This window comes from Cupriavidus phytohabitans (assembly GCF_000426345.1).
In the GTDB taxonomy this organism is placed as follows: Bacteria; Pseudomonadota; Gammaproteobacteria; order Burkholderiales; family Burkholderiaceae; genus Cupriavidus.
This window is the reverse complement of sequence record NZ_AUFE01000066.1, coordinates 19,423-27,901: the sequence shown is the minus strand read 5'-3', so window position 1 is coordinate 27,901 and position 8,479 is coordinate 19,423. Positions and strand designations below refer to the sequence as shown.

The following is an 8,479-nucleotide window of genomic DNA, read 5'->3' as shown; positions in this document are numbered from 1 at the left end:
AGCGACAACTTGCACGCCCTATGCTGCCTCAGCGCCGCGCAGGAACATGAGATTGACTCGGACCGTCGTATCAACCGAACCTTCGCCATCACGGCTCTCAAACCTGTCCTGTCAGCGGCGCTGCTCGGCTTGCGCTGGGCCAAGGCTGCCCTGAATGAGACCTTGGCTTTGATCGCAACACGTGCCCATCGCGTGCGACCGGATCGCAACACCCCTCGTCCGCCTCGCCCAAAGCCTCATCGACATGCCGCTTATAAGGCTTGTTGATGCTTACAGTAACTTGGGTGGATTGGTTCATATACGCCTGCACTGTCCACTGGCAATCGCGCAACATTATGATGGGTACGAGGTAAATGAAGACGCGTTCTCGAACGAGTTGCGCGTTATGCATAAAGCCGCTCTTGTATCGTCCCCATCGCATGCCTTGCTTGAACATCTCGAAGGAGAATTTGAGCCGACTGCTGCTGCAGTCTTCAAGAATCCGATGGATGAGTCAATTCGAATGTGGGATGTGGCCGATAAGGAATGGGATGTGGTCTTCCTTGGGCGCTTCCAAACCTTGAAGGGTGTTGAGTACATTAACCCAATCCTCGCCGGCCTTCCGAAAAGCGCACGGGCAGTCCTGATTGGGCGAGGGGCGAGTCAGCATACCCTTAGCCCTGATATCAAATGCTATGTCGAGCGGCATGAGCACATCGAAGGTCCGGAGCGTCTCAACTATGTAGGACGTTCTAAAGTTCTATTGCTGCTCAGCAAATTTGAGAATTGCTCAATGGTGATTCTTGAGGCGCTTGCATCCGGTACTGTTGTCCACTGCTGGAATGTCGGCGGGAACGCCGAAATCGCGAATGAACCTGTACTTCATGCATTTGATTTTGAAGACATTAATAGCATGGTGTCGCGTGTTTGTGAAGTCATCTCAAACACCTATGTTTATCCCGGAAGGGCGGCATTTCGTGTTGCGCAAAACCTAATTTGCCAGGATTTTGAGCGCGGGATTAATTCCGTTGTGGCGCGACTCGTCAAAAGAAGGCAGTGGGGAGCGTTGGATTTTAGAGAAGGCTTAAAGGCGCAGTCCTCGCATATTTTTGATGCTGAGCGTTTGCGGGGAAAGCGCGTCTTGGGGTTTAGCATAAGTAGCGAACATATCCAAGAGATGTGGGAGCCCGTTGTGCGGGCGTTGGATATGGATCGACGTTATGTTTCGCTTCGTGAACGCGGGCATCGGAAGTTCTTCGATGTTGCCTGGGATATCGAGGATAAGGCCTACGCGACATTCGATTGGATCAAGCATACAGATCGGTTGATTAAGAACATACAGAACTTTAAACCGGACTTTCTCTTGATGCATAACGGACTGCACCCTCGGTATCAGTTGGCATTGAAGAAGATCAAAGCCCTGGGCCTGCCAATTGTCTACACGGAGCTTGGCTGGTTCCCTCAAAGTGAGCACATCTATTTTGATGAATGGGGTACTAATGGGGCGTCCAAACTGGCAAGTCTCAGCTTTAAAGCGCTTTGTGGCTACGAGCTTCCGACGAGAGCTGGAAATCAACTTCGACTAAAAAAGACCGCTTTGGTTGCATTGCAGCTGGAGAATGATACGAATCTCATCGTCAACTCTCCGTTGTTTAAGTCTAATGAAAATTTTTTGGCCTCCGTTGTCGCGCAGATCCCCGAAGACTGGAGGATCGTAGTCAGGCCACATCCGCTCGATGTGAATCGGAAGATTTACGAGAAATTTGCGTCCGAGAGATTATCCATTGATTCGAGTGGCAGTATTGAAGAGGTTTTGGCTGAGATTGGTGCGGTGATTGCACTAAACTCAACGGTATTGCTCCAGGCGTTGGCGTATCCGATTAATATTTATTCCCTTGGGCGATCGCTTTTGGATAACAAGGATGTCGCGATCTGCTGCAGTGATGGTGATTTGGCACGGCGGTGGCAAGATGTCTTGTCTACCGACATGGATCACCGTCGGGCTGTTATGGAGGCATTTCGTTCACGGCAAATCAATGTTCAAACAATCGGGCGATTGTCAAAGGATGAGATGGCGCGAAAGATTGGTCTCCAGCCATTGAGCAATGCTGTAAGTCGAAAATTTCAATGGTCTGAGGTGAAGAAAATTGTAGCTGCTGGCGTGAATAAAGAATTAAATAAAAAGGAAATGGTCGTCCCTGTTTCAAAGCCTGCGGCTGTGGTGCCTGCACCTATTATGAATCAAGTTTCGAGCAGGCAGCGTAAGCTACGAAAGTTGCGTCGAGATCCGGTATTGTTTTTCAAGGATTTAAAATTTATCAAATTATTCCGGTCTCTTGGGGCCAAACAATAACTAGTTTTATATGGTATTCATGTTAGGTGCAGACATGACGTTTGTTGGGGAAGTTGAGAGGGGGGAATTAGAGTTCGGCGGGCGGAAGTACTTGTACCTGCCGAAGTTGTCCGTAGGTGGGGAAGTGGAGCGCGCGCGCGGCTTGATCGTCGTTATGTCAACGCATAACAACGGTGATAGATATTTTGCGCTCGACGCTCTGCGTAAGTTTGATCGTTGTAGCCTCTTGTTTGTCACCGATCCCGAGAATAGTTACTACCTTGGGACGAAGGATAAAGGGACATTTGATGGGCTATTCGATTTTTGCCTGAATAACTACGAGTCCGATTCCATTACTTTTTTTGGTTCTTCAATGGCGGGATATGGTGCTCTTTATCATTCCGTGCGATTGAACTGCAATGCAATTGTTTCAAATCCGCAAGTCAACTTTGAGGTTACGGAAAAATACTGCTGGCAGGCATTGAGGAATACGATAAATAAATTGCATCGTCGTATCGATTTGGATGAGTGGATGCCGGGAAATTATCGGCAATCTGCAATTCATGTTATACACGGCCAGAATCAACTAGATCTGGCTAATGTGGATTGTTTGTTGAGGGCTAAGCTGACCAATCGATTTATTGGTTTGACCTCTGTGGATGATGAGAGGCATGGATTTTATATAAATGATTTTTCGGTGATTTTCGATCTGCATGATCACCTGCGGATGTTGCGGCGGCTGAAGCCATTTTCTCCCAATCAACGTGCAATGATTCGGATTGCAGCTGATGGGGCATTGAATGTGTAGTTGTGCTCGCTTGGGCCTGATGGGATTTTGGGGGTAAGAATAATATGAAATTGGTATTGGCAGAGGGTTTGCAAATCGCGAACACTTTCCCGTCTGTTCTTTTCGGTGGTATTAACGTACTTGAATCACATGATCTTGCGCTCCGTTCATGTGAAGAGTACGTGCGTGTTACCCAAAAGCTGGGGATACCTTATGTGTTCAAAGCTAGTTTCGATAAGGCGAACCGCTCATCGATACATTCCTACCGTGGCCCCGGTCTTGAAGAGGGGCTAAGAATCTTCGAAGCGGTGAAGAGTACCTTCGGCGTACCCGTTATCACTGACGTACACGAACCCTGGCAAGCTCAGCCGGTTGCAGAGGTGGCGGATGTACTGCAACTCCCCGCCTTCCTGGCCCGCCAAACAGATCTCGTTGTTGCCCTTGCCAAGACCGGCAAGCCAGTGAACATCAAAAAGCCGCAATTCCTGAGCCCCACGCAGGTCGTGAACATCGTCGAGAAGTTCAAGGAAGCCGGTAATGATCAGCTGATCCTGTGCGACCGTGGCACCTGTTTCGGCTACGACAATCTCGTCGTCGACATGCTTGGTTTTGGCGTGATGAAGAAAGTCACGAACGATTTGCCGATCATCTTCGACGTGACCCACGCCCTCCAGCAGCGCGATCCCGGTGGCGCGGCGTCGGGTGGACGCCGGCAGCAAGTTGCGGAACTGGCGCGTTCGGGTATGGCCGTTGGCCTGGCCGGCCTGTTCCTCGAAGCGCACCCCGATCCGGCCAATGCCAGGTGCGATGGGCCCAGCGCCTTGCCGCTCGACAAGTTGGAGCCGTTCCTTACGCAAGTAAAGGCGATCGACGACCTTGTGAAGTCGCTGCCCCCGTTGAACATCGATTGATGGAGCTGATCTCGTGTTGAACGGGGAAAAGGATCGGGTAGCCATCGTTATTCCGGCACGCTATGGATCAACGCGCCTGCCGGGAAAGCCGCTTGCGGATATTTTGGGCAAGCCTATGGTTCAGCACGTCTACGAACGTGCAAGCCAGGTGTCGGGTGTTCATGCCGTCTTGGTAGCCACCGACGATGCACGGGTGGAGGAGGTGGTGAAAGGCTTTGGCGGCCAGTGTGTCATGACCTCGCCTGACCATCCATCGGGCACGGATCGTCTCGCGGAAGTGATGGCGCACGTGCCTGCGGATATCTACATCAATCTGCAGGGCGATGAGCCGCTGGTTCGGCCCGAGGACATTGCCAGGCTGGCCGCGGGCATGCGCGACGACGCATCGGTGCAAGTCGGTACGCTCTGCCACGGCATCGATGGAGACGAGGCGATCAACCCGAATACGGTGAAAGTTGTCCTGGCCTCGAACGGCGATGCGCTGTATTTCAGCCGGTCACCTATCCCGTACCCGCGGGATGCGGAGGCGGCCACATACCTCAAGCACGTTGGCGTGTACGCGTATCGCCGCGAGGTACTGGCGGCGTACGCGGAGTTGCCCCAGCCGATGGTCGAGCAGGCAGAGAAGCTCGAGCAACTGCGACTGCTGGCAGCGGGCATGCGTATTCGTGCGTTCGAGGTTGCCCCTACCGGCCCGGGCGTGGATACGCCGGAGTGCCTTGCACGAGTGCGGGCGCTAATGGCGGGAGAGCAACCCGAATTGCCGCCCTCGCTGGCGATGTTCGTCTTGTGATCACCGACGTGGATGGCGTGCTGACCGACGGGGGCATCTACTACGACGCCACCGGTGAGTGCCTGAAGCGCTTCCATGTGCGCGACGGCCTCGGTATCCGTCTGCTGGAAGAGAACGGCGTGCGCGTGGCAGTCCTGTCCGGCCGCGACTCGGAAACGTTGCGTAAGCGCGTGACCGACCTCGGCGTCACGCTTTTCCAGTTTGGTGTCAAGGACAAGTTTGCCGCTTGCCGCGCGCTGATGGCTCAGGCGGACGTAGCGCCCGGGCAAACCGCTTGTATCGGCGACGATAGCATCGACTTGCCCGCCTTTGCCGCATGCGGTCTGTCGTACGCGGTCGCGGATTCTGCCAGCTATGTGAAGGCGCGCGCGACGGGTGTGCTGTCGACCCGTGGTGGAGAGGGTGCGTTCCGTGAACTGGCTGATGCCATTCTTCTAGCGCAAGGGAAGGCGCAGGTTTTTGGCACGGCCGAGGGTTTTGCCACGGTGATGTCTGGCGTCGCGCAATAGTCGAGCCTTACTGACAAGTAGAAACGAACAGCAACAATAACAAGCAGGGAATGAGAGAAATGACTGGGGTCATTACATTGGCACGCAATGTCGTTGCCGCGGAAATGCAGGCACTGGATCGGATGTCGAGCCGTATCGACGCTGCCTTTGAGAAGGCGATCGACATTATCCTGGGTGCCCGCGGCCGGGTGGTTGTCGTCGGCATGGGCAAGTCGGGCCTGATCGGAAAGAAGATCGCTGCCACCATGGCATCGACCGGGACGCCGGCATTTTCCGTGCACCCGGGCGAAGCATTCCACGGCGACCTGGGCATGATCAAGCCCATCGATGTGGTGCTGATGATCTCCAACAGCGGAGAAACGGAAGAGCTGATCCGTATTCTGCCGTTTCTCAAGCATCAGAAGAACCCGGTGATCGCGATGACGGGGAAGGTCAATTCAACATTGGCCAGGCATAGTGATGTTGTGCTGGATATCTCGGTCGAGCGGGAAGCCTGCAACAACAACCTCGCGCCCACCAGTTCGACAACGGCTACGCTGGTAATGGGTGATGCCCTTGCCGTTGTGCTTTCCGTGAACCGCGATTTCCAGCCGGAGGATTTTGCGCGTTTTCACCCCGGCGGAAGCCTGGGCCGGCGTCTGCTGACTCGGGTCGCCGACGTGATGCACAAGGAAAATCTGCCGATCTGCAAGCCGGAAGCTTCTTTCCGCGATGTTGTGCATGTCATCAACCGGGGCCGTCTTGGTATGGCATTGGTGATGGAGGGCGACACGCTCCATGGCGTCGTCACGGACGGAGATGTCCGCCGCGCGTTCGATTCGGATTGCGACTACAAGGCGATCCGTGCCAAACAAATCATGTCGACCGATCCGAAGCTGGCTTCCCCCGATGAGCGCTTTGCCGACGCGGAAGCGCGGATCCATGCAGCGCGGATTGGAGCACTGGTAGTCAAGGATGATTCGGAGCGCGTAGTCGGCATCCTGCAGATTCATGATCTGGGGACAGATGAGCCTTCCGTCTGAGGGTGCCATCGGCATTCTTTCCCACGGCATTCGCCGCATTGAACACCTCTCCGCCTTTCTTGGCGAAGCGGTGATTGCGGTGCATCCGCTGCGGGGTGAACGTGCGCCGCTCACAGGCATTGCTGCCTGGGGGCGGCGGCCGACCGCACGCAAGGCGCAAGCGTTCGCGCGCTCGCGCGGCATCGAGCGCTTCCTGTGCCTGGAGGATGGATTCCTGCGATCGCTGCATCCGGGGGCGTCGTCGCAGACGTGCTCGCTGGTCGTGGATGATCTTGGCATCTATTACGATGCATCGGGGCCGTCCCGGCTTGAGGCCATGGTCTCCATGCCTCTCACGCATATGGAGCGGGCAAGGGCGCAACGTCTGATCGAGCGTTGGCGTGCGGGCGGAATTTCCAAGTACAACTATGCGCCGGCGCCAGCAATGTTGCCGGCGAAGCCGTACGTCCTGGTCATCGACCAGACCGCCAACGATGCCTCTGTCCAGTTTGGCCTGGCTGGTGGCAACAGCTTCCGGCGCATGCTGGAGTCTGCGCTGTTGAATTACCCGGACTGCCAGATCCTCGTCAAGGAACACCCCGAGGTCGCACTCGGACGCAAGCGGGGCTATCTTGGCAGAATTCTCGACGCGGGCAATTATCCGAGCGTGGTGCGGTTGCAGGAGGACGTACACGTCGTTCCGTTGATTCGGCAGGCGCGGGCGGTGTTTGTTGTCACATCGCAAGTGGGTTTCGAAGCTCTCCTTCACGGCAAGCCCGTACATACCTTCGGTATGCCGTTCTACGCTGGTTGGGGACTGACCAACGACGATCTGCCGGGGCCGTCCAGGCGCCATCCGGTAGCGCTGGAGCAACTGGCATTTGCCGCGCTGGTCCGGTACACGCGCTATGTGCTGCCGCATTCCGGCAAACGCTGCGAGGCGGAAGATGCGATCGACTATCTGGCGTTGCAACGCCGGATGCGCCAGCAGTTTCCTGCGCAATTGCATGCGGTCGGGTTTTCGCGCTGGAAGCGGCCGATCTTGCGGGATTTCCTGCAAGGGAACGAGATTGTCTTTCATCGGAATCTGGGCGCGGTTCCCCACGGCACGACCGTTTTGCGTTGGGGCCGGGCGATCGACACGTCAACTCGCCCCGACCTTTCCGTGATTACCGTGGAAGATGGCTTCCTGCGTTCTGTCGGATTGGGCGCACAGTTGATCCGGCCACTGTCGTGGGTGTTCGACCGCACCGGCATTTACTACGACGCAACCAGGGAGTCCGACCTGGAGCAGCTGTTGGGGAGTGCGCAATTCGATGCCGAGACGTGTTCCCGTGCAGCGCGCCTCCGGGAATCGATCGTCAATGCTGGCCTGACCAAGTACAACGTTGGTGCGGGAACCTGGAGCCGTCCGGCGGCGGTCCGCAAAGTCATCCTGGTCGCAGGTCAGGTGGAAGCGGATGCTTCTCTCCGGTTCGGAGCCCCCGGCATCCGCACCAATCGTGCGCTGCTTGAGGCTGTACGCGCGGAAGCGCCAGATGCCTACATCGTCTACAAGCCGCATCCGGATGTCATGACCGGTTTGCGCGGAGACCGCAATGCCGAGTCCGGGCTGGCGGCGCTTTGCGACGAAGTCGTGTCCGATTGCCCCATGGATCGTTTGATCGCGGCCGTCGACAGCGTGCACGTGCTGACGTCGCTGGCGGGGTTCGAGGCCCTGTTGCGGGGCAAGCCAGTCACGACGCACGGTGCGCCGTTCTACGCTGGCTGGGGCTTGACCGACGACAGGTGCGAAATGCCTCGTCGGCGCCGCCAGCTTTCGCTCGATATGCTCGTGGCGGGAACGCTGATCCTGTATCCGCGCTACGTTTTGCGCAATGCGCGGGACAGCTTTGCCACTCCCGAGCAGGCGGTTGACCACATGTTGTCGTGGCGCAATGAGTCGCCAACGACGGGTGCGCGATTGTTGCAACGCTGGATGCAGCCCGTGCTCAGGCCATGGACCCGCTGGCGCGATGCGGCCGCGGGTGGCGAAACGCGGCGAAGCAGAAGTCACGGCGGAGCCGGGCAGGCCCAGGGCGATAGTGGCGGACGGCACCGGCCTGTACCTGCGCCAGAACAATAGGGCGGCAACGGGCAAAAATCAAAAAAGACATTGGCGGAAAAC

Annotated in this window: 7 protein-coding genes and 1 pseudogene; all 8 read left to right on the top strand. The window is 56.3% G+C overall.

Annotation, left to right across the window (positions count from 1 at the left end):
* Window positions 1–267 (top strand): annotated as a pseudogene (locus K309_RS43275) (IS4 family transposase); the annotation flags it as partial.
* Window positions 268–385: 118 nt separating this feature from the next.
* A complete protein-coding gene (locus tag K309_RS39360; protein WP_198030873.1) occupies window positions 386–2,332 on the top strand; it encodes a glycosyltransferase in 1,947 nt (648 codons plus the stop codon).
* Window positions 2,333–2,366: 34 nt separating this feature from the next.
* A complete protein-coding gene (locus K309_RS42030; RefSeq protein WP_156914476.1) occupies window positions 2,367–3,119 on the top strand; it encodes a hypothetical protein in 753 nt (250 codons plus the stop codon).
* A 44-nt stretch (window positions 3,120–3,163) separates the two neighbouring features.
* Window positions 3,164–4,009, top strand: coding sequence for a 3-deoxy-8-phosphooctulonate synthase (kdsA, locus tag K309_RS0128705; RefSeq protein ID WP_029049567.1), 846 nt, complete (start codon window positions 3,164–3,166; stop codon window positions 4,007–4,009).
* A 13-nt stretch (window positions 4,010–4,022) separates the two neighbouring features.
* Entirely contained in the window at window positions 4,023–4,802 is a 780-nt protein-coding gene (gene kdsB / locus K309_RS0128700) for a 3-deoxy-manno-octulosonate cytidylyltransferase (RefSeq protein ID WP_029049566.1), read from the top strand.
* Window positions 4,799–5,311, top strand: coding sequence for a KdsC family phosphatase (locus K309_RS0128695; protein WP_198030872.1), 513 nt, complete (start codon window positions 4,799–4,801; stop codon window positions 5,309–5,311). Before kdsB ends, K309_RS0128695 begins: the two co-directional genes overlap by 4 nt.
* Before the next feature lie 59 nt (window positions 5,312–5,370).
* Window positions 5,371–6,333, top strand: a complete 963-nt coding sequence (locus K309_RS0128690; RefSeq protein WP_029049564.1) for a KpsF/GutQ family sugar-phosphate isomerase — start codon at window positions 5,371–5,373, stop codon at window positions 6,331–6,333.
* Window positions 6,317–8,437 carry a capsule polysaccharide biogenesis protein gene (locus tag K309_RS0128685; RefSeq protein ID WP_029049563.1) on the top strand — a complete coding sequence of 707 codons (2,121 nt, stop codon included), beginning with the start codon at window positions 6,317–6,319 and terminating at the stop codon, window positions 8,435–8,437. Before K309_RS0128690 ends, K309_RS0128685 begins: the two co-directional genes overlap by 17 nt.
* Window positions 8,438–8,479: the final 42 nt, after the last annotated feature.